21 protein-coding genes, 1 tRNA gene, 2 rRNA genes and 7 pseudogenes (1 of these 31 cut by a window edge) are annotated in these 26,851 nt (G+C 61.3%); 19 read left to right on the forward strand and 12 right to left on the reverse strand.

Annotation, left to right across the window (positions count from 1 at the left end; translation table 11 throughout):
• From ShzoTeo12_RS01845 to ShzoTeo12_RS01855, 3 genes are all read left to right on the forward strand, one after another.
• Positions 1–1,818, forward strand: a 23S ribosomal RNA gene (locus tag ShzoTeo12_RS01845) (it extends 979 nt beyond the left edge of the window).
• Positions 1,819–1,938: 120 nt separating this feature from the next.
• Positions 1,939–2,053 (forward strand): 5S ribosomal RNA (rrf, locus tag ShzoTeo12_RS01850).
• 94 nt (positions 2,054–2,147) lie between these two features.
• Positions 2,148–2,224, forward strand: a tRNA-Met gene (locus ShzoTeo12_RS01855).
• 451 nt (positions 2,225–2,675) lie between these two features.
• Here ShzoTeo12_RS01855 and ShzoTeo12_RS01860 read toward each other — a convergent pair.
• From ShzoTeo12_RS01860 to ShzoTeo12_RS01870, 3 genes and pseudogenes are all read right to left on the reverse strand, one after another.
• A pseudogene (locus tag ShzoTeo12_RS01860) lies at positions 2,676–3,014 on the reverse strand (transposase); the annotation flags it as partial.
• Between the two features lie 47 nt (positions 3,015–3,061).
• Entirely contained in the window at positions 3,062–3,256 is a 195-nt protein-coding gene (locus ShzoTeo12_RS01865; RefSeq protein ID WP_318911055.1) for a hypothetical protein, read from the reverse strand.
• 35 nt (positions 3,257–3,291) lie between these two features.
• Positions 3,292–3,681, reverse strand: a complete 390-nt coding sequence (locus tag ShzoTeo12_RS01870; RefSeq protein WP_318911057.1) for a hypothetical protein — start codon at positions 3,679–3,681, stop codon at positions 3,292–3,294.
• A 204-nt stretch (positions 3,682–3,885) separates the two neighbouring features.
• Between ShzoTeo12_RS01870 and ShzoTeo12_RS01875 the strand changes: the two genes are divergently transcribed.
• Together ShzoTeo12_RS01875 and ShzoTeo12_RS01880 are read left to right on the forward strand one after the other, a co-directional pair.
• Positions 3,886–4,395, forward strand: coding sequence for a methylated-DNA--[protein]-cysteine S-methyltransferase (locus ShzoTeo12_RS01875; RefSeq protein ID WP_318911058.1), 510 nt, complete (start codon positions 3,886–3,888; stop codon positions 4,393–4,395).
• Complete coding sequence (locus tag ShzoTeo12_RS01880) at positions 4,396–5,019, forward strand: hypothetical protein (RefSeq protein WP_318911059.1); 624 nt, start codon at positions 4,396–4,398, stop codon at positions 5,017–5,019.
• Positions 5,020–5,070: 51 nt separating this feature from the next.
• Here the strand turns inward: ShzoTeo12_RS01880 and ShzoTeo12_RS01885 are convergent, their stop codons facing one another.
• Complete coding sequence (locus tag ShzoTeo12_RS01885) at positions 5,071–5,514, reverse strand: hypothetical protein (protein WP_318911060.1); 444 nt, start codon at positions 5,512–5,514, stop codon at positions 5,071–5,073.
• Between the two features lie 196 nt (positions 5,515–5,710).
• On the opposite strand from ShzoTeo12_RS01885, the gene ShzoTeo12_RS01890 reads away from it, so the two are divergent.
• Positions 5,711–6,166 (forward strand): ester cyclase, encoded by a 456-nt coding sequence (locus ShzoTeo12_RS01890; protein WP_318911062.1) that lies wholly within the window; start codon positions 5,711–5,713, stop codon positions 6,164–6,166.
• 205 nt (positions 6,167–6,371) lie between these two features.
• Entirely contained in the window at positions 6,372–6,761 is a 390-nt protein-coding gene (locus ShzoTeo12_RS01895; protein WP_318911063.1) for an adenylyltransferase/cytidyltransferase family protein, read from the forward strand.
• On the opposite strand, the pseudogene ShzoTeo12_RS01900 reads toward ShzoTeo12_RS01895, so the two are convergent.
• The 3 genes and pseudogenes from ShzoTeo12_RS01900 to ShzoTeo12_RS01910 all read right to left on the reverse strand — a co-directional run bounded on the left by ShzoTeo12_RS01900 (position 6,758) and on the right by ShzoTeo12_RS01910 (position 9,173).
• Positions 6,758–7,916, reverse strand: a pseudogene (locus ShzoTeo12_RS01900) (IS3 family transposase). The gene ShzoTeo12_RS01895 and the pseudogene ShzoTeo12_RS01900 overlap by 4 nt on opposite strands.
• Before the next feature lie 66 nt (positions 7,917–7,982).
• Positions 7,983–8,363 (reverse strand): annotated as a pseudogene (locus tag ShzoTeo12_RS01905) (TolC family protein); the annotation flags it as partial.
• Between the two features lie 177 nt (positions 8,364–8,540).
• Positions 8,541–9,173 (reverse strand): L,D-transpeptidase, encoded by a 633-nt coding sequence (locus tag ShzoTeo12_RS01910; protein WP_318911065.1) that lies wholly within the window; start codon positions 9,171–9,173, stop codon positions 8,541–8,543.
• Positions 9,174–9,506: 333 nt separating this feature from the next.
• Here ShzoTeo12_RS01910 and ShzoTeo12_RS28185 point away from each other — a divergent pair.
• The 8 genes and pseudogenes from ShzoTeo12_RS28185 to ShzoTeo12_RS01950 all read left to right on the forward strand — a co-directional run.
• A pseudogene (locus ShzoTeo12_RS28185) lies at positions 9,507–9,821 on the forward strand (GGDEF domain-containing protein); the annotation flags it as partial.
• Between the two features lie 19 nt (positions 9,822–9,840).
• On the forward strand, positions 9,841–10,083 hold the full coding sequence (locus ShzoTeo12_RS01920) for a hypothetical protein (protein WP_318911068.1): 243 nt from the start codon (positions 9,841–9,843) through the stop codon (positions 10,081–10,083).
• Positions 10,084–10,277: 194 nt separating this feature from the next.
• Positions 10,278–11,075, forward strand: a complete 798-nt coding sequence (locus ShzoTeo12_RS01925; RefSeq protein WP_318911069.1) for a hypothetical protein — start codon at positions 10,278–10,280, stop codon at positions 11,073–11,075.
• A gap of 2 nt (positions 11,076–11,077) precedes the next feature.
• A complete protein-coding gene (locus ShzoTeo12_RS01930) occupies positions 11,078–12,430 on the forward strand; it encodes a DUF5801 repeats-in-toxin domain-containing protein (RefSeq protein WP_318911071.1) in 1,353 nt (450 codons plus the stop codon).
• On the forward strand, positions 12,427–15,954 hold the full coding sequence (locus ShzoTeo12_RS01935) for a type I secretion C-terminal target domain-containing protein (RefSeq protein WP_318911072.1): 3,528 nt from the start codon (positions 12,427–12,429) through the stop codon (positions 15,952–15,954). Before ShzoTeo12_RS01930 ends, ShzoTeo12_RS01935 begins: the two co-directional genes overlap by 4 nt.
• A gap of 113 nt (positions 15,955–16,067) precedes the next feature.
• Complete coding sequence (locus ShzoTeo12_RS01940) at positions 16,068–16,418, forward strand: hypothetical protein (protein ID WP_413251134.1); 351 nt, start codon at positions 16,068–16,070, stop codon at positions 16,416–16,418.
• Positions 16,419–16,421: 3 nt separating this feature from the next.
• Complete coding sequence (locus tag ShzoTeo12_RS01945) at positions 16,422–17,204, forward strand: hypothetical protein (RefSeq protein WP_318911075.1); 783 nt, start codon at positions 16,422–16,424, stop codon at positions 17,202–17,204.
• 36 nt (positions 17,205–17,240) lie between these two features.
• Complete coding sequence (locus tag ShzoTeo12_RS01950) at positions 17,241–17,537, forward strand: hypothetical protein (RefSeq protein ID WP_318911077.1); 297 nt, start codon at positions 17,241–17,243, stop codon at positions 17,535–17,537.
• A gap of 151 nt (positions 17,538–17,688) precedes the next feature.
• On the opposite strand, the gene ShzoTeo12_RS01955 is transcribed toward ShzoTeo12_RS01950, so the two are convergent.
• The 3 genes and pseudogenes from ShzoTeo12_RS01955 to ShzoTeo12_RS01970 form a co-directional block, all read right to left on the reverse strand.
• On the reverse strand, positions 17,689–18,387 hold the full coding sequence (locus ShzoTeo12_RS01955) for a GntR family transcriptional regulator (protein ID WP_318911079.1): 699 nt from the start codon (positions 18,385–18,387) through the stop codon (positions 17,689–17,691).
• 139 nt (positions 18,388–18,526) lie between these two features.
• Positions 18,527–19,575: pseudogene (locus ShzoTeo12_RS28190) on the reverse strand (Ldh family oxidoreductase).
• A 157-nt stretch (positions 19,576–19,732) separates the two neighbouring features.
• Positions 19,733–20,650: a LysR family transcriptional regulator gene (locus ShzoTeo12_RS01970; RefSeq protein WP_318911081.1), complete on the reverse strand. Its 918-nt coding sequence runs from the start codon at positions 20,648–20,650 to the stop codon at positions 19,733–19,735.
• 131 nt (positions 20,651–20,781) lie between these two features.
• Between ShzoTeo12_RS01970 and ShzoTeo12_RS01975 the strand changes: the two genes are divergently transcribed.
• Complete coding sequence (locus ShzoTeo12_RS01975; protein WP_318911083.1) at positions 20,782–21,423, forward strand: NAD(P)H-binding protein; 642 nt, start codon at positions 20,782–20,784, stop codon at positions 21,421–21,423.
• Between the two features lie 60 nt (positions 21,424–21,483).
• Positions 21,484–22,407, forward strand: a pseudogene (locus ShzoTeo12_RS01980) (alpha/beta hydrolase).
• Here the strand turns inward: ShzoTeo12_RS01980 and ShzoTeo12_RS01985 are convergent.
• Positions 22,379–23,351 (reverse strand): annotated as a pseudogene (locus ShzoTeo12_RS01985) (LysR family transcriptional regulator). The pseudogenes ShzoTeo12_RS01980 and ShzoTeo12_RS01985 sit on opposite strands and share 29 nt — an antisense overlap.
• A 248-nt stretch (positions 23,352–23,599) precedes the next feature.
• Here ShzoTeo12_RS01985 and ShzoTeo12_RS01990 point away from each other — a divergent pair.
• Positions 23,600–24,796 (forward strand): MFS transporter, encoded by a 1,197-nt coding sequence (locus ShzoTeo12_RS01990; protein WP_318912348.1) that lies wholly within the window; start codon positions 23,600–23,602, stop codon positions 24,794–24,796.
• Positions 24,797–24,832: 36 nt separating this feature from the next.
• Here the strand turns inward: ShzoTeo12_RS01990 and gcvA are convergent, their stop codons facing one another.
• On the reverse strand, positions 24,833–25,741 hold the full coding sequence (gcvA, locus tag ShzoTeo12_RS01995; protein ID WP_119258221.1) for a transcriptional regulator GcvA: 909 nt from the start codon (positions 25,739–25,741) through the stop codon (positions 24,833–24,835).
• Between the two features lie 187 nt (positions 25,742–25,928).
• On the opposite strand from gcvA, the gene ShzoTeo12_RS02000 reads away from it, so the two are divergent.
• Positions 25,929–26,807: a DMT family transporter gene (locus tag ShzoTeo12_RS02000; RefSeq protein WP_318911084.1), complete on the forward strand. Its 879-nt coding sequence runs from the start codon at positions 25,929–25,931 to the stop codon at positions 26,805–26,807.
• The last annotated feature ends 44 nt before the right edge of the window (positions 26,808–26,851 follow it).

Raw genomic sequence — 26,851 nt, forward strand, 5'->3', positions numbered from 1 at the left:
CACACGGCGGGTGCTAACGTCCGTCGTGAAAAGGGCAACAACCCTGACCTCCAGCTAAGGTCCCCAAGTCATGGCTAAGTGGGAAAGGATGTGAGACTCCCAAAACAACCAGGATGTTGGCTTAGAAGCAGCCATCATTTAAAGAAAGCGTAACAGCTCACTGGTCTAATTAAGGGGTTTTGCGCCGAAAATGTAACGGGGCTAAAGCCATGCACCGAAGCTGAGGATTGGACGCAAGTCCAGTGGTAGCGGAGCGTTCCGTAAGCCTGCGAAGGAGGACCCGTGAGGGCCTCTGGAGGTATCGGAAGTGCGAATGTTGACATGAGTAACGATAAAGGGAGTGAGAGACTCCCTCGCCGAAAGACCAAGGGTTCCTGCTTAAAGTTAATCTGAGCAGGGTTAGCCGGCCCCTAAGACGAGGCGGACACGCGTAGTCGATGGGAACCACGTTAATATTCGTGGGCCTGGTGGTAGTGACGGATTGCGTAACTTGTACATTCTTATTGGATTGGGTGTGCAGGGAAGCGGTTCCAGGAAATAGCTCCACCGTATAGACCGTACCCGAAACCGACACAGGTGGTCAGGTAGAGAATACCAAGGCGCTTGAGAGAACTCTGCTGAAGGAACTCGGCAAATTGCACGCGTAACTTCGGAAGAAGCGTGACCCTTTTGCGGGCAACCGTAGAAGGGTGGCACAGACCAGGGGGTAGCGACTGTTTATCAAAAACACAGGGCTCTGCGAAGTCGCAAGACGACGTATAGGGTCTGACGCCTGCCCGGTGCTGGAAGGTTAAGAGGAGAGGTGCAAGCTTTGAATCGAAGCCCCAGTAAACGGCGGCCGTAACTATAACGGTCCTAAGGTAGCGAAATTCCTTGTCGGGTAAGTTCCGACCTGCACGAATGGCGTAACGACTTCCCCGCTGTCTCCAGCAGAGACTCAGTGAAATTGAATTCCCCGTGAAGATGCGGGGTTCCTGCGGTTAGACGGAAAGACCCCGTGCACCTTTACTATAGCTTTACACTGGCATTCGTGTCGGCATGTGTAGGATAGGTGGTAGGCTTTGAAGCAGGGACGCCAGTTTCTGTGGAGCCATCCTTGAAATACCACCCTTATCGTCATGGATGTCTAACCGCGGTCCGTTATCCGGATCCGGGACCGTGTATGGTGGGTAGTTTGACTGGGGCGGTCGCCTCCGAAAGAGTAACGGAGGCGCGCGATGGTGGGCTCAGACCGGTCGGAAATCGGTCGTCGAGTGCAATGGCATAAGCCCGCCTGACTGCGAGACTGACAAGTCGAGCAGAGACGAAAGTCGGTCATAGTGATCCGGTGGTCCCGCGTGGAAGGGCCATCGCTCAACGGATAAAAGGTACGCCGGGGATAACAGGCTGATGACCCCCAAGAGTCCATATCGACGGGGTTGTTTGGCACCTCGATGTCGGCTCATCGCATCCTGGGGCTGGAGCAGGTCCCAAGGGTTTGGCTGTTCGCCAATTAAAGCGGTACGTGAGCTGGGTTCAGAACGTCGTGAGACAGTTCGGTCCCTATCTGCCGTGGGTGTAGGAATATTGACAGGATCTGTCCCTAGTACGAGAGGACCGGGATGGACATATCTCTGGTGGACCTGTTGTCCTGCCAAGGGCATAGCAGGGTAGCTATATATGGAATGGATAACCGCTGAAGGCATCTAAGCGGGAAACCAACCTGAAAACGAGTATTCCCTTGAGAGCCGTGGAAGACGACCACGTTGATAGGCCGGGTGTGGAAGCGCAGCAATGTGTGAAGCTTACCGGTACTAATAGCTCGATTGGCTTGATCGTTCTCATTGTTCATGCTCATCGGCCCTTTAAAAAGGGCGATGAAGCCAGACGTGTTCACAAAAATAAGACAAACGAAGGCTAAGCCTTCTACCAGCTTCTCAAAAGATTGCCCTTAGCCGACCTGGTGGTTATGGCGGGGTGGCTGCACCCGTTCCCATTCCGAACACGGCCGTGAAACGCCCCAGCGCCAATGGTACTTCGTCTTAAGACGCGGGAGAGTAGGTCGCTGCCAGGTCTGCTAAAGGCAATCAAATCTTCTCAAAACAATCCTCGGCCCAAGCCGAAATCGGGCCGCCCTCAAAGCGGCCCTTTTGCATGCAAAAACATAACGCGGGGTGGAGCAGCCCGGTAGCTCGTCAGGCTCATAACCTGAAGGCCGCAGGTTCAAATCCTGCCCCCGCAACCAAATCAAAAGCCCCGATGACAGAAATGTCTCGGGGCTTTTGGCGTTCCTGCTCAACGGAAGTAGCCGCTTCCAGTCCGCCGCCTCCTCCGCGAGGACCGCGCGGAAGCGGGCTACAAAGTCAGCTTCTCCCTCTGTCTCTTCAGTTCACCATCCTTTACACGGCGCGTATAGTCCTCCGCGAAATCCGCACGCATCGCCTTGTGCTCGTGGAACGCCTTCATCGACGCGAGGATCGTCGCCAGCCGGCCGTGGATCGTCAGGTCCGCGGACTTCCCGTCGGGGGAGGGCGCGACAACTACCTTCTAGACGAGCTCTCTCACGATGTTGAAATGTCCCTGCACCGCATCGTGCTCGGACTTGCCGGCGATACTGCTCTGAGTCCAAAGCTTGGACCGCCGGGAGCTGGAGTTTTCCGGCTCCGACCACGATGACGGACTGGTTGCGCCACCTTGCAAGCCCGTCGGATCGATATGCCCCAATCCACCAGCATCCCGTCGATCAGCTTTCGCTGGCGGACAGGCCTCAGAGCTTGCGGCGGATAACATCCTGCAGCATCTCGCGGTCCAGCGTCAGATTTGCGACAATCTTCTTGAGCCCGGAATTCTTGTCCTCCAGAGCTTTCAGACGGCGCTCTCATCGGGCAACAGGCCCGCATACTTCTTGCGCCAATTGAAATAGGCCGCCTGGCTGATACCCGCCTTCCGGCAGATCTCTGCCACGGGCACGCCATCGTCGCCCTGCTTCAAAATAAACGCCTTCTGGGGGCGTCCGAAAACTTCGATGCCTTCATGCTTCCGCTCTTGTTCCCAGCCGGGAAATTACCGCAGAAAACTCCAGTTAAGAGCGGTCCAGTTTTTTGGGGATCAGAACAGCTATCATGATGCACGGCTTCGTATCGTGGCCGCTGGGACGTGGGGCTTGTTCGATATCCACGCTTTCAGGCGCCGATAAAGCCGCTTCAAGCAATTCGGGGCGCAGGCCGTCACCACGCCGAGCGGCAATAGCATGCAAACCACGCAACAACGTCATCATGGATTTTCCTCCCTCGCGTTTTCCCGATCCGATTGTCAAACCGCGTTGATGTGTCTGAGTGCGAAGGAATGACCCCAGATGCGATGTTGGGACGGCTCCCCCTTCTGGTCGTAGAGAGGGTCTGTTTTCGGGAACAGACCTTGCGCCTGCAGCGCCTCTGTTATCCGCTCCGACCTGAGCGCGCGTTCCAGCTCCTCAAGTTGGCCGGATGCCCATTCGATCATTCTCTGGAATTCCGGGGAGGTCGTGTCGCTATCCTGCCGGAGACAAGCGCTTATCCAGGTCTTCAATTCGAGCGCCTGCCTCTGCCTGTCGAGGAGCTGCCGAAGCACTGCTCGGCGTGCGACTTCGCGCTGGCGCCGAACATCGGCCATCTGCTGACGGCGGCCGAGCTCTTGTGGGTTGTAGATATCAGGGGCGTCCATGCGCAACTCCATCTGGATTTGAACGCCGACGATACGGTGACTATTCGGGAGGCCGCGCTCCGAATATTGCCTTCAAATCGAAAATAGCAGCGGGCCTGCAAGGAGATCCGACGACCGATATTCGATTTGAAAGCAAGGTTCGGAGATCGGCGCGCCGCGGCCGCTTCTATGTTCATCCCGCAATGAGCATGGAAGGTAGAAACGATGCGTGAGATTATTCGCTTTGCATGGGGGATCAGCTCCCTTGGCGACTTTATCGTCGCTATGTCCGAGAAGGGTCTTGTCGCCCTCGAATTCAGTTCAGTGCACGCGGCGATGGAAGACGCATTGCGCATCCGTTTTCCGGAAGCTGAACTTGGGCGCAGCGAGGACGGGCTGGCTGCCGTGATGGAGGTTGTGGCCGGCGTCATCGACGATCCGGCCTCCGACTGCGGCCTGCCGCTTGATCTCCGCGGCACATCTTATGAGGTGCAGGTCTGGATGATGCTGCGGGAAATTCCGGCAGGGCAGACGACCAGCTATGGGGCTTTGGCCGCCAAACTGGGGTCACGCGATCCACGAGAAGTGACCGCGGCGATCGCCAACAATCCGATCGCAGTGATCGTGCCGTGCCATCGCGTCATCAAGAAGGATGGCTCGATCTCCGGCTATCGCTGGGGTGTGCGCCGCAAGCGGGCGCTTTTGGCGCGTGAACAGCATGGGGTAGAACGCTAGATGTCGGATATGGACATGTTTTTGAAGGGTACGCTGCGTGAGGAGCAGGCTGCGAACTCGCAGCCGACGGGGCCGGGGGGCGATCTTCCCGAGCCACTGGAGGTCATCCAGTTGTCGCTCGCATCCGTCGAAGCCGCACGCGAACGCTTTCCCGGCTATCGCCTGACGCGGCTGGTGGCGGCGCGGCTCGAACTGGATGAAGCCGATATTGCTCGACTTTCGGGGATCCTCGACGTCGATCTTTTTCGGTCGATCCCCGACGTGAAGAGGCCCTTCGATTTCCATTTGCGGAATGTGATCGCACGATACGATCTGGGCGCGCTTTTCCGTGACGACGGGCATGCACCCTATCATCATTCGATCAGGCCGACCGGCTATGACTTCCACCGCGACGAGGTGATTCCTGTCGGAATGGAGCAGTGGCGCGCCGATTATCGTCACATGCCGGACGAGCGGCAGATAATGGCCGCGTCCATCGTCTGGCTCTACAGGGCGGGGAAAGACAATGTCTGGCTGCGGCGGGTTCCATGCACATGGCATGCTGCCGACGCCATCGCCTGCCTAATCGCCGCTGGCGCTTTTGAGGACTGGACGCGCCTCTATGCACTCTATCCGGGCTGGTAGGTGCTGTGCCGTGAGGTCCGGACACAACCACCGGCAGGAAGCAGGCGAACGTCAGTGCAGCGCCTGTAGCCGATGGTCGACACGGACATCGCGGAGAAAGTCCAGCCAGGTGGCGATATCGTCATCGGTGGGCGTGAATCTGAAGGCCTTCTGCACCAGGACCAGAACGCCGTTGGGTATGGAAAGCTTGAACCAGGTATTTTCCGGCTGGCCCGTTTCCCTGTTGAGCGCGCAGATCTGCGACCAGATCAGCGTCGGCTGTAGACCCTCATGCCCTCGCTCGGTGATTTGCACCGAGCCGCGAGAACACATCTCCATCCACCCCTCTTTCATGCCGGCATAGAAGCTGTCGAGCGTATAACCGTTGACGTTGCGCATCACTTGAACCGTCAGCATTTCGGTCCATGTATCGAGCGTCTCCTCTTCGGGGAGCATCTCGATCATCACGCCGATGCGGAAGGCTACCTTGTAGCCGTATGGGGTCTTTGAAAGCATGACTCCACGTTGCGATCCGGCCTTTCGCCGGCACTCCGTTTCTTGCCTTCGAATTCGAAAAACTGAAAACAAAGGCAGAAAATCGTTTCCGATTCAAAGGCATGAAACGGAGTTTGGCGCTCGGCAAGCTCCAATATCCCTCTCGCCAGGTCATCGAGCGGTTTCGATGGCCCCGATTTGAAGAGAGGACTTTTCCATGAGCAAGGAAGAAGACAACAAGGCCGTCGTTGTGCGCTGGTTCACCGAATTCTGGGGCAAGGACGTCAACCTTGCCGTCATCGACGAGATCGCGCATCCCGACATGCTCCTCCACTATTCGCTGCATGAGCCGCGCCGCGGCCGTGCCGACATCAAGGCGTTCATGACCGACTTCCGCGCCGCGTTCCCCGACCTCAACTTCTGGGGCACCGCCGACCTGATCGCCGAGGGCGACTATGTGGTCGGCCAGTGGGAAGGCGGCGGCACGCAGACCGGCGCTGCCTGGAACGATGTTCTTCCGGGCTATGAGGGGCTTCCCGCCGCAACCGGCCGCAAGATGCATTTCACCGGCAAGACCGTGCTGAAGGTGGTCGATGGCCTGATCGTCGAAGAGAACGGCCTGGACGACGGCCTGACGGCGATGCTGCAGCTCGGGCTGATCAAGAAAGCCTGATCGAACCGGCATCCGCCCGCCCAAGGGCCGGTGCCCTTCGAAGGGAGGATTGAGGCTCGCGCCCCGGCGCGGGCCTCGATTGTTTTGGCTGCCTCTGAGTTCCCGGGAATTGTTGATTTCAGAGCAGGATACGGAGCGCTCAAGGAAACGGGCAGCGGTAAAACCAATGCATTGATCTTCAATGTTGTGACGAGGATGCACCGCCATGATACGCATCGGTTATGCGCCCGGAGCCTACGATCTTTTCCATATCGGCCATCTGAACCTGTTGCGCCGCGCCAGAGAGCAGTGTGACTACCTGATCGCCGGGGTGGTGTCGGACGAGATCCTGGCGAAACATAAGGGCGTCGTACCTGTTATTCCGCTCGAGGAGCGATTGGAGATCGTCCAGAATATCAGCTTTGTCGATGCCGCCTACCCGGCTACGACGAACGACAAGCTCGAAATCTGGCGGGATCTGCGCTTCAACGTGCTCTTCAAGGGGGACGATTGGCGCGGGACCGAGAAAGGTGACGAACTCGAACGCGAACTCGAACGCGAATTCGGAGCAGTCGGGGTGGCCTGCCCCCATTGGGTGATCCGTTTGGAAAGTTAGTGCATGCTCGGTCTTCTGGCCACCGCTGGCGTTGACGCTGGACCGCTTTGGCGAGGCCAGACGGCGGCTTCAGGTGCCGGCGGCTTGTAGCCTAGCGATGAGTGGGGTCGCACGGTGTTGTAATGCTGTCTCCAGTTTTCGATGATGATCTTCGCCTCCTTGAGCGTGTAGAAGATTTCGCCGTTGAGCAGTTCGTCACGGAGTTTCGAGTTGAAGCTCTCGCAGTATCCATTTTCCCACGGGCTGCCAGGCATGATGTAGGCGGTCTTGGTGCCCACCGCCGCGATCCACTCCCGTAGCGCCTTGGCGATGAACTCCGGGCCGTTGTCGGAACGTATGTGCGTCGGGATACCCCGCAGGATGAAGAGGTCGGAAAGCACGTCAATGACATCGACGGCTTTCAGCTTTCTCTCGACCCTGATGGCGATACATTCTCTCGTGAACTCGTCGATCACGTTGAGCATGCGGATTTTCCTGCCGTTGTGCGTGCGATCCTCAACGAAGTCGTAAGACCAGACATGGTTAGGATATTCCGGTCGCAGCCGGACGCACGAACTGTCGTTCAGCCATAGCCGCCCGCGCTTGGGCTGCTTGTGAGGCACTTTAGCCCCTCCCGTCGCCAGATGCGCTCGACCCGCTTGACGTTCACGATCCAGCCAGCCTGGTGCAGCATCGCCGTGATGCGACGATAGCCGTAGCGGCCATACTGGAGAGCGAGCGCCGTGATGTCGGCGGTCAACGCCGCTTCATCATCTGGGGTCTTGGCGATCTTGCGCTGCGTGGAACGATGCTGACCCAAGACTTGGCACGCCCGTCTCTCGGACACACCCAGTTCCTCGGTGACATGATCCACGCAAGCGCGGCGACGGGCGGGGCTCAGAAGTTTCCCTTGGCGGCCTCGGCAAGGATCATCTTGTCCAGGGTGAGATCGGAAACCGCACGCCGCAGCCGTGCGTTCTCTGCCTCCAGTTCCTTCAGGCGTTTCACCTGGTCGCCCTTCAGGCCGCCGTATTCAGACCGCCACCGGTAATATGTAACTTCCGTTACGCCTATCGACCGGATCGCTTCCGCCATCGACTTTCCCTGTGCATTCAGCACGTCAACCTGACGAAGCTTCGTGACGATCTCATCTGCCTTGTGTCTTTTCGCTGCCATTTCAATGTCCTTCTGAGGCTTATAAGCCATACGTCATGAAGGATCACTTTTCAGGGGGCAGGCCAAGGCGCTATCCACGCGGGCGGCCTGACGCTCCAGCTCCGCCCGGCGACCGCCGCCGTCAAAGAGCTTCTGCGTGACGGAGAGGCCGACATCGGCGGGGTAGAGCGGATCATCCTCGATGCTGGTGAGGCGTCGGGAATTATTGTCGAGCCTCTCGATGCCGGCGCCCGCTTCCAGATCGACACTCGGCAGGTAGAGGCCGCGCGCCTGGCGAAGCTCGAACTCGATGGCTTCCCGGTTTTCCAGCGCCTGACCGATCTCAGGGTTGGATTCCAGCGTAACCGCCATCGCTTCCTTCAGGGTCAGCGCATGCGCATTGACCGGCACAAAGGCCGCCCCTACCAACAGAGCAGCCGAAATGGCGCCTAGAAACGACCTGTGCATTATTGCCCCCGACCCCATATGAACCGCGCCGACGCCCAATCGGCAGCGCAGGTTCACTTCCTTCACTCATTCTTAGGCACGTCGCGAGGCGTGCAGCAATCGGACGATTCGCAAACATCCTTAACAAGCAATATTATATGCAACCATGTGGCGATTCCGCCACATTTTCCCTTGGGCTTACCGGACGACGACGAGGCTTCCGACGCTGACCCTGTCGAAAAGCTCGACGACATCGTCATTGGCCATGCGGATGCAGCCGGAAGAGACGGCCTTGCCCAGGGTCCAGGGCTCATTGGTTCCGTGGATGCGATAGAGCGTATCGCCGAGATAGAGCGCGCGTGCGCCGAGCGGGTTTTCAGGTCCGCCTTCCATCGTTGCCGGCAGAATCCTTCCCTTCCGGGCTTCGCGGCTCACCATTTCCGCCGGGGGCGTCCAGCTCGGCCATTCCGCCTTGCGGCTGATCTTCTGCTTGCCCTTCCACGCGAAGCCCTCGCGGCCGACGCCGATCGCATATTGGCGGGCAGTGCCGTCTCCATTGATATAGAGCAGCCGCCGCTTTCCCGTATCCACGATGATCGTGCCGCGCTTGAATTCACCGGCATAGGCGACGGTCTGCGCGGGGATCGGGGAGGCGCTCAGCCGTCCCGAAAGCTTGCGGGTATCGATCCGCTTCACGGTCCATGTGCCGGTTCTGGCGTCGAACTGGCGGACCGCCTGATCGGCAAGGGCCGGGGAGGCGGCGAGCAGGGCGGAGAGAATGGAAAACGCCGCGATGCGGCTGCGTGAAACGATGGGCCGAACTACCCGCATGAAAAGGCTCCCGGTAGGTATGACCGATTTATATCGCCTATTGGTAGAATCTGACAGATGTCGGAAACGGCGATTTTACACGCCTGCTTTATAAGCCTCGTCATACCGGAACTCGGCAGACATGAGGACGATGGGCATGCGGGACACCTTTTTCCTTCGCGGGACGACGAGCGGCTGGCTGGCGGGGGCGGTGCTGCCGCGCTCGGGCTGGGCCTGACGGCCGCGGCCGTCACGAATGCCGTTTCCTCGACCGTATCGGCAGCGGGCAGCGCCGTGCTTGCCGGCGGGGTGGCGCTCGCCGTATCCCTTCCGCTTCTCTACACCTGCAGCCGCATGGCGAAACGGATCGCCGCCTTGCGCAGGGAGGTCCAGCATCTCGGGCAGCGTGACGGGCTGACGGCCTGTCTCAACGAGCCCACATTCTCGGCGCTCGTCGATACCTATGCGGACCGCCGCGCAGCCCCGGACGGCTCCAGCCGCGGAACCGTCCTGCTCATTCATGTCGATGACCTCCCGATCGTCAACGATCGCTTCGGTTATAGCTGGGGCAACGAAGCTCTCGTCCGGATCGCCGCCGCCATTCGCGGGACCGTCCGGCAGGGCGATATCGTGGGCCGTATCTCCGGCAACCAGTTTGGCGTCTTCCTTCCCGGTGCGGACGAGACGAATGCCAAGGGCGTCGCCGACCGCATCCACGAAAGCGTCACCGGCCGATTTCCTGCCCGCCGGCGTCCGTTATCCGCTCTCGATCCGGGCAGGCGCGGTCATTCTCGCCGACCGGGCGAAATTCGACGACCTGCTGAAGGCGGCTGTCGGCACCCTGGAAATGACCAGGGAGCAGGGGGAGGACTGGATCCGCTACACGTCGCTGGGCGGATGGCCGCAGGACGGCGCGGCGAGACTCCAGTAACGCCACCCTTGGATGTGAAGCGCGATCCGACGGCGGGAAAGCCTTCCGCCTGTGGACCGGGACAGTCCGTAAGTTAACCAATCGTAAAAAAGGAACCAGGCCGATATAGCCCGATATATGGCACCCGATGCCCCGCTATTGATCGGCCAAAAATTCCGTGGCTTGACTAGCGCAATTGTAGAAGGGGTTCGGCTATGACTACCGAGGGCTTTATCGAAAATCTGTCTGTTTCCGACGCTTCGCACGGCGCCGGCGAGCGCCCGGCGGCGTTCCCCGCCGAAGCCGTCGGGCTGGCGCACGAGGCGCAGCAGATCGCGCAGGCGGAGACGCAGCAGGGCGCAGCAGCCGTCCCGCAGTCGGGCGAGCAGATTGTTGCCGCCGTGGATAACGTCGTCAAGCTCCCCGCAGGCACGTCCATCGAAAAGGTCGAGATCGACGGCGACAACCTCATCCTCGTCCAGCCCGACGGCAGCCGCATCGTCATCGAGCACGCCGCCCTGCACGTTCCGACCTTCGTTATCGACGATGTCGAGATTCCGCAGGAAGCCCTGGTCGCCGCGCTCGAAGCAAGCAACATCAACGTGGCGGCCGGCCCCGACGGCACGCTGACGGCAGCGGCTGCCGGCAGCGAAAGCGCCGGCGGCAACTTCAGCGAAGCCATTCCCGGCATCGGCGACGCGGGCCCGGCAATCGACCTCCTGCCTCCGACGGCACTGCAGTTCGGCGCGCCCGAGGATCGGCAGCTTCTTGCCGCGTTCGATGCGCCCAATCGCGGCCCGGGGATAGAATTCCCCCGCAGGGAGAAGGCGGCGCCGGCGGCATCGACGTTCTCGATCAGCAGGTCAACGAGGCGTTTCTGGACAATGGAACACAAGAACGTGGGGAGTGGGGGACGGATACCGTCAAGGGTACGTTCCGCATCTCCGATCCCGATGGCTCGAACGATCTTGCCAAGCTCTCCATCACGGTCGGCGGAACCACCACGACGCTGACGATGGCCAAGCTGGCGGCGGGCAACGTCAATCCGATCGTGGGCGCCCATGGCAGCCTGTCCATTACCGGATACGATCCTGCGACAGGCGTCGTGACGTACACCTACACGCTCACCTCGCCGGTTACCGACCACCTGGCCAACGATGGTTTCAATATCGAGCAGGACAAGGATATCTTCACGCTCACGGTCACCGACAAGGGCGGCCTCGGCGCGTCGGCGACGCTGAAAATCGATATCGTCGATGACGTGCCCAAGCTCGGCGTCCAAGGAAATGCCGTTCAGGTCGTTCACGATGAAAGCTTCGGCCCTCAGGGCCAAGGCGCGAACGATATCAGCAAGACCATCCCCAATCTACAAGCGCTGGCGCTGTTTGCACCAATCGCATCCAAGGGCAAGGACCCGCAGTCTCTCGGTCTGCCGCTCGGGTTCGCCCATAGCAAAGGAGCGATCGTAGACGTCACTGTCAATCATGGAGCGGACGGGCAAGGCAAGCCGCTGTCCTATTCGCTTGCGACGGAGGCGGGAACGGATTCCGGCCTGTCGACAACGGAAGGCGGCAGGATCTTTCTCTATGCCGAAACCTATAACGGCATCACCTATATCGTCGGTCGCCTTGGCGAGGGCGATACCGCAAATCCGGAAGGCAAGGCCGCATTCGCGCTGCACATCGACGGAAACGGCGAGGTCACGGTGGCGCAGTGGCTTTCCATCCATAACACCCAGGCAGGCGGTAGCGCGGCCGACTACAACGAAGTGGACCATCTCGCCGCGGGCGCGGTGTCTGTCGTGGTGACTGCTGAGGATGGAGATGGCGACAAGGTCAGCAAGACCGTCGATATTTCCGGACGAATAGGCTTCCGCGACGACGGACCGGATGCCCGGGACGCGAAGGGGCTCTGGACGCTCGACGATGAAAGCTTCCACGACGGCATCGAGGGCGGGCCGGGCGACACTTCTCCTGACTTGGTTCCCAAGCTCGCCGGTGTTCTGCCTTTGAATGGCGGCATGGATGGGGTGAAGCAGGTTTCCGTTTCGGAGGCAGTCAATGTTGTTAATGACAAAGGCGATTCGTCGGCAGTCCTGAAGGCAATCTTTGTCGATGGTCAGGGTGTTGGGCACGCTTGCGATGTGACGGTCGGATGGACCGAGAACGGCAGCGGCGGAGGCACGCTCAAAGGTACGGCAGAATACGGCGGGACTTCCTTTGATGTGTTTACACTCAAGGTGAATGCCGATGGAACTTATACGCTCCAGATGCATGCCCCCCTCGATCACCCGCTGACGAGTGAAAACGGAAGCGATATTGCGACCTCTGGGAAGACAATCTCAAAATCGAGTTCAGCTACACGGTGACCGACGGTGACGGCGATACCGCTTCCGCTAAGCTTTCCGTGACCGTGAATGACGACTCGCCGGAGTTCGCTTCCAGCGGGAGCCGCGACAGCACGGTCCAGGACGATCACGGGACGTGGACGGCGAGTGGCGACGTCCACATAAAATTTGGCTCGGACGGTCAGCATGCGAACGCGGCGGGAGAGGCTGACGGTCTGAAAATCACCGACTACAACCATCACCTGGCTGGGGTTACGGAAACCTTGTCAGATGATGGAAGGACGGTGACTGCAAAAATCGACGGAACAGACAAGCTTCTCTATACGCTGACCTTGAACAATGACGGCAGCTATACCTTCGTACAGCACAACGAGTTGCCGGGTGGCGTTGGAAGTCTGCCGATGGTCTCGACCGGCGGCGGTTTCGGACCGACATATGATCCGAAGAGCTTCGCCGGCTTCACGCTTGCCGGTGTGAGTGGACCGCTGAGCGGTTCCAACGGTGTCGGCGTGAGCGACGGCAACATGGATGCCGGCGACAGTTTCAAGATTTCGTTCGACCACGCGATGGTGTCGGCCGATCTCGGCATCAAGGCGCAGGGGCAGGGCACGCTTTTGCTGCACTGGACTGCCTATGACGCAGATGGCAATCAGGTTGCGGACGGGTATACCAACGCCTTTGGCAAAGATGCTTCGAGCGTGGCGATCACACCGCCGGCGGGCGTCGTGTTCCAGTCCCTCAGTGTCGAGGTTGCTTTGGGGAGTGCCCCCAGCCCGCATGCCCCGAGTTTCAAACTGACGGGCGTCGGCGGCGAGACGCAGACGACGGTTCCCCTCGACAAATTGACCTTTGGCGTCTCCGCAACGGATGGCGATGGCGACACCGTCTCCGCCGATTTCACCGTCGGGATGCATGCTTCCGGGCCGACCATCGCCATCCCTGCCGCAGGTAAGGCTGACGCCGGCACCTTGGTTGATGAAGCGGGCCTCTCGGTGCGTATCATCGACGGACATGAGGAGGCAGCCGGTTCGAAGGCCGGTACGGGTGTGGACACCGCAAAAGGAACGGTCGCCTTCACCTCGCAGGGCGCTCCCGCCGAAGTCACCTTGGAAGGCAAGGCCCTGTCTTCCGACAAGGACAACCCGACGACCGTCAAGGACGACGCCGCCGGCGCGCTGAAAGCCTGGTACGTCTACGACACGACGACGGGTAAGGGTGAAATCCACTACGTCTACACATTAAAGGACAATACGTCCGGTGACGATCGCTCGGTCGCGTTCGACGTGGCTGTGAAGGATGCGGGCGGCGCCGATATATCCGGCAAGCTGGTCATCGACATCCTCGATGATGGCCCGACCGCCCGCACCGACGATGGAAATGTCGTCAAGGGCGCGACGCTCACGGTATCGGCGGACGATGGCGTCTTGCATAACGATTCCGCCGGCGCGGACGGGTATGCATCGGAAGGGGGTGTCGTCGGTGTCCGCGCCGTTCTCAACGGCAACGATATCACGACTGCCGTGCAGATCGGCATCAACACCGCGATTGTGGGATTGTATGGCACGCTGACGCTACAGGCGAACGGCTCTTATGAATACAAGGTTACCGCCAGCCACATCCCTCCGGATGCGCAGGACAAGTTCGTCTATTCCATCATGGATGGGGATGGGGATCTCTCGACGACGACGCTGACGATCAATGTCGCGAACGTCGTCCTCACTCCCGACAATCAGGTCGGGGTCGTCCATGAGGCCGCGCTTGATCTGGTGAAAGATCCGGCTGACCTTGCCGTCGGAACGGTAAAGGGCTCGAACCCTGCGAGCCCGTTGGAAACTGTTACGGGGCAACTCCACGTATCCGGCAGCCAAGGTATTGCCTACGAGGCCTTTACCAAGACCACAGCGCACGGGGTCTTCAAGCTGAAGACAGACGGTTCCTGGACATATACGCTGACGTCACCTTATGACAGCGGCGCTGTCCAGGGCGACAATACGGTGTCGGGCGATCAGTTCGCCTATACGGCCAAGGATGCTTTCGGCAATCTTGTCCAGGGGACGGTGCAGGTTAATGTCGTCGACGACGTTCCGGCCTTCACCCTTGTCAACGACGGCAACCGCAATGGGGTCGTGGAGCTGTCGGCGTCCAACCCGGGGGCGAATGTTACCTATACCGGCCAGTTCGCGGAGTGGCATTATGGGGCGGATGGATACAAAAGTATCACGATGCCGACGCTGCAAACCGGCAATCTGAAGGTGGAGACGGTCTCCTCGGGACCGGACAAGATTGTGCTCGACCTGAAGGAGAACGGCACCGTCGTCGCCAAGCTGACGCTGAATGCCAACGGCACCGATTCACTGGAGGTGATGCACCGGGAAGGCAAGGTCGACTTTACCCCCTTCCCGACGAATAACGGTGGCGGCGGAAAGCCGGTCGACTTCAAGGTCATAGACTTGGCGGACTTCGATGTCGTCGCATCCGCCACCAAGAACGGCTCCAAGGATCAGGTGAATTCCAACAATGGGTGGGGTGTCGACAACGGCAACATCAACAAGAACGAAGCTATCCTGTTCAAGTTTGTCGACAATCTCAGCGACCCCTCGAATCCCGCTGCAGTGAACGCCGCCGCTGGCCATCGTGCTTATGATTTCCAATTCACGACAACAAGTCTCAACGGATTCCCTGGTCCCAAGGACGACGCGGTGGCTTCCGTCATCGTCAGGGTCTACCTTGACGCCGGGATGACGAAATACGATGAGGTCACGGTTTCTGCAAAGCAGGGAGACAGTTTCCAGATCAGCCATCTCGACTGGTCGGCGGCTGCCGGCAATGGAAGTTACCATTCGGGCGATCCGATATTCGGCGTACGGGTTCTCAACGCGACAAATAAGGGTACTTTCCGCCTGGATGACATCGCGGTTGGCGCCGACCATGTCACTCCGCCGGCCGATCTCGACTTCAAGGGCATCGAAATAAAGATCACGGATGGCGATGGCGATACCGCCACGCAGAAATTCGACGTTCATATCGGCGGAGCGTCCGGCGATCATTTGACGGTGGAAGCCGTTGCCGGAACATCGGATAACGACACGCTGCACGGTGCCGCCGGTAGCGATACCCTGATCGGCGGGCTTGGTGATGACATCCTCTACGGAGGGGACGGTAATGACATTCTCATTGGCGGGCTGGGCCATAACACGCTGTATGGCGGCGGAGGCAACGACACGTTCGTAATTGACGCGTCGAAGGCACTGTCGGGGGCGCTGTCGGACATGATCATGGACTATCACAACGGCCAGAGTGGAGAGCATGATGTGGTCGACCTGAGCGAATTGCTGCATGGCATCACCGTGACGGAGGCGGACCCCATCAGCAACTATGTGAAGGTCATCGACCATGGCGCGGACGGGGCCGCCGCGGATGAATTACAGGTCAGCACGACCGGCAATGCCAGCGACTTCCACACAGTCGCGGTTCTGAACACGGATGCAGGCGTCAAGATTCTCTATAATACGGACCATACGGAAACGACTATTCCGCATCCTTGAGGATACGATTGCGCCCGACAGTCCTCTCCGGACTGGCGGGCGTTGAAACAAGTGTAAAATTAGAATAAGCGAAAATGAGGCTTTTCAGTCTTCCGGGGGATTTCATGTTTTCGATGCGAAAGGCTCTTGCCGCGGCGCTTCTGCTGGCGGGAAGCGTGACGGCTCAGGCTGCGGATATCGGTGAAGGGTATGCGCAGTGCGCGCTGGCGACGGGCTCGACCCTTGCTGGCCAGCAGAACAATGCAACGCTTTCCGACGAGGTGGTGCGGCTGATGAACGAGGCCGTGGGGGTCGCCGACGATCCCCGCTGGATCAATTCGCGCCAGCCGGCCTTTACCTGGGCTTCAGAGGCGAAGGTCGCCTGCGGCAAGGCCTATGGTTATCTCAAGGCGAGCTATCGCGACGAGGATTGGCTCAACAAGTGCGAATGTTTCCATTCGCGCATGCTTCAATACATGAACTGATCCATGCGCGTTCTTCTTCGCGGTTGCCGCGTTTTCAGCGCCTGCTCGCTTGCGCTTGCATTGCTGGCCGCCTGTCAGTCGGGCTCGGCGCCTGAGGCATTGGACAGCGCCGCGCACGAAAGCCATGCGGCGGCCGACGTTTCCACGCGTGTCGGATCGGGCAGCGCCCATGTCGATCTCTTCATCGATCGCAGCATGCCGGGCACCGCCGACGACTATCGGGACGGCGCGGCACTGGCAGCCAAGAAACTTGCAGCCGGCAAGCTGGCGCTTTCCGTGCACGATCTGCGTTCGGGCACGGGGGATCTCGCAGGCGAGGTCCGCAAGGCGGCTGCCGGCGGCTCGAAGTTCTTCATCGGACCGCCGTCCCTTTCGGGAGCCGCTGCTGCGGCGGCAAGCGGATCCGCTGTCGTGCTTCTGGCCAGCGAGCCGGTGGCAGGTGGCGGCGCCATCATTTCCGATGAGGTCGATGGCCTCATCGAGGTGGCGGCCTATGCCGCGGGTGCCGGGCGGAAAGACATCATGGCGGTCGCTTCGCGGCACCTGAGCGATGTGGAGGCGCAGCGCCTGCGTAGCGGCCTGAAGGGCTGGTGCCAACCTTCTCGACATCGTCACGGATCCGAGTTCGCCAGCCGGCAAGAAGAGCCTCGCCAAGCTCGCCAGCGTGCAGGCGGTGCTGCTGATCGGCGAGGATGCGCCGAAGGTAATTGCACCCATCCTTCGCCAGGGCGGCGCGCTGCCGGCGGACGTTCCGTTCCTCGGCACGGCGACCTGGCCGGTCAGTAGCTATGCCGAGCCGGCGCTGGAAGGCGCGCGCTGGCCTTGGTGGATCAGACCGCGCTGAAACGCATCTCCAAGCCCTTCCAGGAGGCCTATGGCCGGCCCTTGTCCCTTGACGCCGCCTATGCATTCGATGCTGTCGCCGTTGCGGCAGGCATCGTGCATTCAAAGGGAGATCAGGCGCTGACGGCCGACGCCCTTCATGCCATATCGGGCTTTGCAGGCGCCACTGGCGTCTTTCGCTTCGACGCACAAGGCCGCGTAGAGCGCCGTTTCGCTGTTTACCGTCTGGCACATGGCAAACCGAGCCTGCTGGACGCCGCGCCGATGGGGTTTTGATACCGGGATAGACCCATAGGAGCGCTGGGCGGCGAGATGCAATCGTGCGAGCTGTCAACTGGAAGCAGGGGATTGGCGGTGGCGTTTCGTATTTTCGTGCTGGCGCCGCCGGCCCGGCGAAACGGCACCAGCGGAAGAACGCTGATCTCCATTATTCTGCCGCACGTGTCTCGGTGCCGGCGTCTCGGTCCTTCAGAAGGTCGAGCAGCACGAGGCGGATGTGATCGACGTGCTCGCGCATGAGCGCCGCACCTTGTTCGAACCCGCCTTCGCGGCAAAGCTTCAAGATCGACTTGTGCTCTTCGACCGCCCGGTTTCGATCCGGCGTGATATTCGTCAATTGGATGCGGGTATGCCGGTCGCATTCCGCAAGAAGATTTTGCACCGTCGCCAGGATACGGGGGCTGCGCGCGTGCCGGTACAGCGTCATGTGAAAGTCGGTGTTCAGGTCGTTCCAGCTGTCGACATCGACCGCTTCCATCGCAGCCGTATACCGTTCCAGATTTTCGGCGAGATGCTGGAAGTCTTCGGCCGTGAGCTTCGGGGCGGAGCGGAGGAACAGGAACGGCTCCAGCAGCAGCCGCATGTTGAAGAGCTCTTCGATCTCGTCGACCGACAGTTCGACGACGACGGCTCCGCGGTGGGGCATCATCGTGAGGATGCCTTCCCGCTCGAGAACCAGCAGGGCTTCTCGAATCGGAATCCGGCTCATGCCGAACTCTTCCGCCAGTGCGTCCTGACGCAACCGCATTCCCGGTGGATAGGCGCCGCCGAGGATGCGTTCGCGGATGGCGGACGCAGCGGCCTCGGCCATGGTTTTGTGCATCAACCCTTTGCCGACCGTTGCCATGCCTTGTCGCCCGTCTCTCATGAAATCGATTTGTTGATTTATATGATGCTGAAAGAGGCCTGTCCAATCCGGCAGGGATGGTGCGGGCAGTCGTGGGCGTGCGAACGAAACTCGGGGAGCCAGCGGGCGAGCGCCCCGTTCAGGCGTCGTGGCCGAGCATCTCGATCTTTTGCAGGAGCGCCGAAGAGACTTCCACCCCCTCGGCCTCGCTTCTCTTCCTTGTTTCGTATCGCCGCTGCGACGGCAGCCGGACGCCCGGCTGAGACAAGGCTTCGGCAAAGAAGCCTTCCCCAGCCTCGCGGGCGTCAACGCCGAATACGCCCGGATCGATGACCACAAAAAGCTCGCCGCCCGGCGGAGGTCCCCCATCCGAAATGTCAAGGCGGGCGACCTGGCCGCTTGTGCGTTCACCGATGAGCGGGCCGGCGATCAGCTCGACCATCATCGACAAGGCCGAACCCTTGTGACCGCCGAACGGCAAAAGCGCGCCGCCCAAGGCGCTTCCGGCATGCACGGTCGGGTTCCCTTCGCTGTCGATGGCCCATCCCTCGGGGAGCCGTTCGCCCGCCTGGTTCCGCAGTTCGACCTCACCGCGCGCGGCGGCGCTTGTCGCAAAATCGAAGATGAATGCACCCCCTTCGGGTCGCGGCAGCCGAAGGCCACGGGGTTCGTGCCCAGCAGTCGCCGCACGCCGCCGTGGGGCGCGACGGCGCATTGCCCGACGACATAGCACCATGCCACCAGATCGGCTGCAATCAGCGGTTCGAGATCCGCCCACAGGGCGGAGAAGTGATGCGTGTTTCCGCATGCCAGCGCCGCGATACCGTTTTGCCGCGCGGCGGAGATGAGTGCGGTCCTTGCGGCTTCGAAGGCGGCCGGCGCGAAACCCCTGTCGCCGTCGACATATATGACGCCGGGAGCCCGCATGTTCACTCGAGGTTCCGCGGCCCCGTTGGCTCGTCCCGAGCGCACGGCCGCGACATAGCCTGGCACACGGTACAGTCCATGGGATTGGCAACCGTCCGCTTCCGCCCGGGTGACGACATCCGCAACGGCGCGCGCCTGCTTGTCCGAAAATCCGTTGCGAGTGAGCGCCAGCATCGTAATCGACCGGATTCGATCGAGCGAAAGGTTTATTGACGTCATTGCCATTTCCTTGCCGGGGCGGCTTGCCAGTCGATTGTCCATTGTCGAACTAAATTTGCATAAAATATACAAAATGAACAGAGCTCTTTACGTGGAATGCATGAGAGGCGCGCGAAACGTGCCGCCAGCCTCCGGAAGGGGCAGCCTCGACCTCTGCCGGTATCGGATCGCCTGGGATGGCTGGAGGGAGCAGGAGCGGCTAAGGCACTGAAAGGGCGTCCCTTTTCTCGACGAGGAAATCGACCAGCGCGCGGAGCTTCGCCGGCATCTGCTCGCGAGACGGCAGATAGAGATCGAAGCCGTCGAAAGGCGGACACCAGGCATCGAGCACGCGCAGCAGTGCCCCGCCGGCTATATGCTCGCGCAGGGCGATTTCCATATGCATGACGAGCCCGGCGCCCTGCAGCGCCGCGCGTATCATCATCTCATCGCTGTTGGTGACGAGGCTTCCACGCGGGGCGATCTCGAACTGTCGTCCGGTCGCCGGGTCCGTGAAATCCCAGCGATAGAGGCCGCCGCCTCTGCTGGGCCGAAAGCCCACGCAGTCGAACCGCTCAAGCTCGGACGGCACCTGCGGCGGGGGCTTTCCCGCAAAGAAGGCGGGGGAACCGACCACCGCCATCGCCATGGGCGGGCTGATCGGAATGGCGATCATGCTGTCGTTGACGCTCTCGCGCAGGCGAATGCCCGCGTCGCATCCCTCGCCGATGATGTCGCCGAGGCCGTCGTCGATGATGATTTCCAGATGGACGAGCGGATAACGCCGTCTGAATTCGCCGAGATGCGGCTCCAGGAAATAGCGGGCGGCAAAGCCCGAGGTGTTGATGCGCAGTTCGCCCGTCGGGCGCCTGGCCGAGGCGCCGAGGTTGCCCACCGCATCCGTGATCATCGCGAGGCCCGGATTCATCTCGGCCAGAAGCCTGCGGCCATCCTCGGTGACGGACACCGACCGGGTCGAACGGTTCAGCAGACGGACATCGAGCCGTTTTTCCAGCGTGCGGATGGTCTGCGAAAGCGCGGAAGGCGAAATGCGCATCTGGGCGGCCGCGCGAGTAAAGCTTCCCGCGCGGGCCACTTCCGCAAATGCCGCGAGCGCGGGAAGTAGATTACGGTCCATGGGTTCCTGATTGTGAAGATAGGCTTCAAACTCATTGAAGAATGCCCGGATTTTTCGAAGCCGTCCAGGGGATTATCTTTGTCGACGGATGGTAAGCGGCAGGTGCCGCTTCCCGGGAAATCTGCAAGGAGATGACCGTGACGAAGATATCGATCCTCGGTGCGAGCGGCCAGATCGCCCGCCATGTCGTGAACATGCTGGCGGGGCGGGAGGGCGTCGCGATGACCCTGTTCCTGCGCGATGCGAAGAGGCTCGGCCGGGACATTCCGGGCAATGCCCGCGTGATCGCGGCCGACGTGCTCGACGGCGCCATGCTGAAGGCGGCGGTGACCGGGCAGGACATCGTCTATGCGAATCTTGCAGGCGATATCGATCTGCAGGCAGCCGCGATCATTGCCGCCATGAAGGAGACCGGTACGGAAAAGCTGGTCTTCTGCACGACGCTGGGCATCTACGACGAGGTGCCCGGCAAGTTCGGCGAGTGGAACAACCGCGAAATCGGCGATTATCTTCCGCCCTATCGCAAGGCCGCCGACCTGATCGAGGCCTCCGGGCTGGATTATGCGATCCTGCGCCCGGCATGGCTGACCGATGCGGAAGAGGTGGATTTCGAACTCACTGAACGCAACGAACCGTTCAAGGGAACGGAAGTGTCGCGCAGGAGCGTCGCGGCCGTGGTCGTCCAGCTTGCCGAGGCGTCCGGCCCTCTCGGCAATCGCAATATCGGCATCAACAAGCCCGGAACGGATGGCGGCAAGCCCGCCTTCATGTGACCTCGCCCGAAGCGATCCGGCCACCAGTCAATCGGAATTGACGAAAGAGGAGACTGCATCATGGAAACCGTGAAAATCCGCAACCGCGACATGTCCTGGGACATCGCCGCCGATATCCATTTTCCGCCGGACTTCGACAGGTCGAAGACCTATCCGGCCATCATCAGCGCCCATCCGATCGGGAGCTGCAAGGACCAGACCTCGGGCAATGTCTATGGCATTGCACTGGCAAGGAAGGCTTCGTCGTCATCGCCTTCGATGCCAGCTTCCAGGGGGCGAGCGGGGAGAGCCGCGCTTCATCGAGGACCCGACCCTGCGCGTCGAGGATTTTCGCCACGTCACCGACTATCTGGTGACGCTGCCCTATGTCGATGAGAACCGCATCGGCGTGCTCGGTATCTGCGGCGGCGGCGGCTATTCGATCAATGCCGCGATGACCGAACGGCGCATCAAGGCCGTCGGGACCGTCACGGGCGCAAACTACGGCCGGCTGATGCGTGAAGGCTTCACCGGCTACGATCCGATCGGTGCGCTGGAAGCGATGGCCAGGCAGCGCACGGCCGAGGCCCGCGGCGCGGAGTTCAAGGTCGACGACCTGTTGCCGCCGTCGCCGGCAGAGGCCCGACGCCTCGGCTCACGGATCGGGATCCCCTGGAGGCGACCGAATACTATCGCACGCCGCGCGGCCGGCAGCCGAACGGCCTCAATCGCTCGATGCCCTCGCATCAGGCCGCGGCCGTTGGCTGGGATGCCTTCCACCTGGCCGAAGTCCTCCTGACCCAGCCGCTCTGCGTCGTTGTCGGCGATCAGGTCGGCGCCTTTGGCGCCTATCGCGACGGCTGCGAGATCATCGGCCGTGCCGCCTCGAAGAAGAAGGAACTGGTCGTGATCGAGGGCTGGTCGCATTACGACCTCTATGACAAGCCCGAGCCGGTCGGACAGGCGCTCGCAAAACTCATCCCCTTCTACAGGGAAAACCTCTGATCGGGATCGCCTGGGTCTGCGGCCTTATTCTTATCGCAGGCTCAAGAGGCTCAGGCCCCCTCTCGCGAAGAGCATCCGCGATAACCGAGAACGCCGGCAGGTTCTGCCGGCGGCTCGGATAATAGAGGTAGTAGCCTTGAAATTTCGGCGTCCAGTCCTCGAGGACGAGTGTCAGGCGTCCTTCCCTGACATGCTCCTCGACATAGCTCTCGGGCACAAAGGCAATGCCGTATCCCTGCAACGCGGCATTCACCATCTCGTTGTCGGTGTTGAAGGTGAACCGGCCCTCCACCCGCACCCGCACCTCTTCCTCGTTCTTCTCGAATTCCCATGCGTAGAGGCCGCCCACGCGGTCCAGCCGCCGATTGATGCAATCGTGGCGCATCAGTTCCTGCGGCGTGGCCGGTACGGGATGCGCCGTGAAATAGCCCGGCGAGCCGACGGCGACCAGCCGCCAGTCTGGTCCGATCCGGACGGCGATCATGTCCTTCTCGAGGCTCTCGCCAAGGCGCACGCCCGCGTCGAAACCGTCCTGGACGATATCGCGGAACGAGTTGTCGACGCTGAGCTCAGCTTGATGTCGGGATATTCCCCGAGGATCGGCGCGAGCTTGGGCCAGACCCACTCTCCATTGCGTGGTTCGACAGGGTGATCTTGACCGTGCCCGCAGGCTTGTCACGGTAGGCCATCAGGGCTTCGATGTCGGCCTCGATCTCCGAGATGCGCGGTCCGAGCGATTGCTTGAGACGCTCCCCGGCCTCGGTGGTCGACACACTGCGCGTCGTCCGCGTCAGCAGCCGCAGCCCCATCCGGGCTTCCAGTTCCTTGACCGCATAGCTCAGGGTGGATTGCGCAACGCCGAGCTTGGCGGCCGCCCTGGTGAAGCTCCGCTCCTCGGCGACGGCGAGAAAAAGCAGCAGTTCGTTGAAATTTCCGCGGGCCATGCTGGATTCCCTGGTTGATCGGCTTTCTCCATTAATAGCCGAAATCGATAAGTCCATGCAAATTGCGGCAGCTAATCCGCATTATCGAACGGTGCTACTTGTCTCCCGACGAAGCGAGGCAGGCGCTGCGCCCCGATAGGGGCCGGCCATCGTCGGACATGGCGTCCCGGCGCACGGGAATGCCCCAACGGCAACACGCGGCCCTCGCCGGATTCCATGAACAGCCCCTTTTGAAGCGAAACATCGATATGGACACCGCATACGACATGAAAATCGAAACCCGGACGACGCCGTGGAGCGCCGTCATCTGCATGATGCTGACCTCCTTCACGCTCGTCGCCTCCGAGTTCATGCCTGTCAGCCTTCTCACGCCGATCGCGGATGAACTCGCGATCACCGCCGGCCAGGCGGGGCAGGCGATATCGATTTCCGGCTTCTTCGCGGTCTTCACGGCTCTGTTCAGCAACGTCGTGCTCGGCCGTTTCGACCGTCGTCTGGTCGTCCTCGGCTACACCATCGTGCTCGTTGCTTCCGGTCTGATCGTGACGCTCGCGCCGAACTACCTCGTGTTCATGATCGGCCGTGCGCTCATCGGCATATCGATCGGCGGCTACTGGTCGCTGTCGACGGCGATCATCGCCCGCATCGCCTCCACGTCCGACGTGCCGAAGGCGCTTGCCATGCTTCAGGGCGGCAGTGCGCTCGCGGCCGTGATCGCGGCCCCGCTCGGCAGCTTCCTCGGCGGCCTGATCGGCTGGCGCGGCGCGTTCTTCATCGTGGTGCCGATCGGCGCCGCCGCCTTCCTCTGGCAGCTTGCCGTCCTTCCCCGGATGCCGGGCGCCCGGCATGGATCGCTCGGCCGGACGTTCGCCCTCATGGCGAACCGCACCTTCGCACTCGGCATGACCGCGATGATCCTGTTCTTCATGGGGCAGTTCGCACTATCGACCTATCTGCGGCCGTTTCTCGAAGACATCACGCTCCTCGACGTCAACGCGCTCTCGCTTGTCCTTCTCGGGGTCGGTCTTGCGGGTCTCGGCGGCACCTGGTTGATTCCCGGCATTCTGCGCTCCCATATGGGGCACGTCCTGATCGGCTTTCCCGCGTTTCTGGTGATTGTCGCGCTCGCCCTCGTCGGCCTCGGTTCGTTCGCCTTCGCGACGGCGGGCCTGCTGCTTCTCTGGGGATTGTTCACGACTCCTGTTCCGGCGGCATGGACGACATGGATGACCCGGACGATTCCCGATCGTCTTGAGGAAGGCGGAGCGTGGTTCGTCGCACTCATCCAGTTCGCCATCACGTCGGGCGCATTTGCCGGCGGCCTGCTGTTCGATCACGTCGGCTGGTGGAGCCCCTTTGTCCTGACCGCAGTGACGATGGCAGCTTCCGCCCTTGTCGCGTTGGCGGTAGCGCGCCCGTGGGCGCGTCGCGCGATGTTCGCCTAGGAGCGGCATGGCGGCTCCCCACTGAAAGCGGGCGTGTCACGGCTGCGTGCTTCGCGTGAACTCCCGCACTTCCCGCAGGATCCAGTCCCGGAAAATGCGGACCTTCGGGTGGTCCTGATTGCCGATCCTGTAGATCAGGTCGTAGCCCCATTCGACTTCAAGCGTCGCCTGCGGGAAGAGCGATATCAGGCGGCCGGCGGCAAGGTCCTCCGCGACGAGGACGCTCCGGCCGAGCGCGACACCCGCCCCGCGCACGGCAGCGTCGATGGACATGCTGCCGTGGCTGTATCCGGGGCCGCGCCTGCCCGGATAGGGCAGCGCCATCATCGCGAACCACCGTTCCCATGTCGTGTTCATGCCGATCTCGTGGATGAGCTGACATTTCGCCAGATCGTCCATCGCATGGAACCCGCCCATCCTGTCGCGATAGTCAGGGGAGCAGACCGGCGAGACCGTTTCGTTCATGATGCGCTCGGATGCCGCGAAGGCATACTCGCCGTCGCCATAGCGCAGCGCCACGTCGACATGGCCTGCCGCGAAATCCACCGGTGCGTCGGTCACTTCCAGATGGATATCGAGGTCGGGAGAGGTCGCCATCAGGCGGTGAAGGCGCTGCGTCAGCCACTTGCTGGCAAAGGAGACGCTGCAATTCACGACCAGCCGGGACGTGTCGTTCTTCCGGCGCAGTTCCTCCGCCTCACGCGCCAGTTCCGACAGGAGCCGCGTCACCGTGCTGAAGAAAGCCTGTCCCGCGTCGGTCAGCTCGATCCTGCGGGTGAGGCGGCGAAAGAGCGGCACGCCCAGATGATCCTCCAGCGCCTTGATCTGGCGGCTCACGGCGCCGTGGGTCAGGTGGAGCTCCTGCGCCGCGAGCGTCATGCTCAGGCGCCGCCCCGTCGCCTCGAAGGCCCGGAGTGTCTGAAGCGGGGGAAGCTGGTCGGCCATGGTCATATGCGTGATCTGGCATCACGCGTCCTGTGAGAACAAATGGTTTGTCGGGCGGGTAAATCCCGGCCTACACATGACACAGTCGCAAGCGAGTGCCAATCCGCAAGGCCCCCTGGAAGTGTCTCAGAATTCCCCTGACGTAACCGTCGCGCCGCAATCGCTCACCTCGATAGGTTCCCTCTCGATGAAGAGCTTCGGAGCCATGTTCCTGCTGGCGCTGATGTGGGGGCTGTCGATCCCGATCACCAAGCTTGGCCTCGGCAGCATTCCGCCCATGACCCTGACGGCGCTCCGCTTCATGGTCGCCGTGCCGCTGATGATGTTCCTGGCCCGGCGGGAACTGCGGGTTCCCGCAAAGGCGGTTCTTCCCATCATCGGCCTTGGCGTCATGGGCATCACGCTCGGCAACGTTGCGCAGTCCTTCGGCGTACAGGGCACGTCGGCCTCCGTTGCGACCATCCTTTCGGCAACCATCCCGCTGTTCATCGTCATTCTGGCCGCCATCCGCTTCAGGCAGTCGGTGACGCCGCTGCAATGGAGCGGCCTCCTTGCCGCTTTCCTTGGGATCGCCCTCGTCGCCGTCGGCAGTGGACCGGGCGTCGACGACATGTCGAGAACGACGATCTCCGGGGTGGCCCTGATGCTGATCTCGTCCGCCGGCATCGCGGCCTATTACATCTGGAGCGCCGAACTGGCGGAGAAGTACGGCCTGCTGCCCGTCGCGGCATGGAACATGCTCGTCGGGCTCCTGACGGTCCTGCCGCTCGCGGGCTGGGAAATGTCCCGCCAGCCTGTCGGCATCACCGCACAGGCTTTGGCAGCCATCGTCTATCTCGGCGTCGTGGTCACCGTGATCGGGCTGATCCTGTGGCTCTATCTTCTGAAGGCTGTTCCCGCCCGCATCGCTGCGAGCGTGCAATATCTGCAACCCGTATTCGGCATTGGCGCCAGCGCGTTTCTGTTCGGCGACAGGCTCGGCCTGCTGTTCGCCGCGGGTGTGGCGCTTGTTCTCGGCGGCCTCGCACTTGCGGCTTGGGGTAAGCGTGCCGGCGCCCACACATGAAGTTTCATTTCCCCCGCTCGGTTTTTACTCCCCGAGCGACTTGG

The sequence above is a fragment of the Shinella zoogloeoides genome (assembly GCF_033705735.1).
Classification (GTDB): Bacteria; Pseudomonadota; Alphaproteobacteria; order Rhizobiales; family Rhizobiaceae; genus Shinella; species Shinella zoogloeoides_A.